At 67.1% G+C, this 301-nt stretch carries 1 protein-coding gene; it reads left to right on the top strand.

The genetic code is table 11. The annotated features are described in order from the left end of the window. Nucleotides 1–301: glutamine synthetase beta-grasp domain-containing protein (locus AC2CHG_RS31805; protein ID WP_484526250.1), on the top strand; the 301-nt coding region annotated here is incomplete at both ends.

Genomic DNA, 301 nt, shown 5'->3' with positions numbered 1-301 from the left:
TCTGTGACCTGCCCGGCGTGATGCAGCACTTCAACCTGCCGGTCGAGTCGTTCGACGACAGCGTCTTCACCGACGGCCTCGCCTTCGACGGATCCTCGATCCGCGGCTTCCAGGCCATCCACGAGTCCGACATGCTCCTGCTGCCGGACGTCGCCACCGCCTTCATCGACCCGTTCCGGGCCCAGAAGACGCTCGCGCTCAACTTCTTCATCCACGACCCGTTCACCCGCGAGGCGTACTCCCGCGACCCGCGCAACGTCGCGAAGAAGGCCGAGGCGTACCTCGCCGCCAGCGGCATCGC

The organism is Micromonospora sp. ATLC20 (assembly GCF_057196585.1).
The sequence above is the reverse complement of the archived record's forward strand: the minus strand, read 5'-3'. Positions and strand labels throughout refer to the sequence as shown.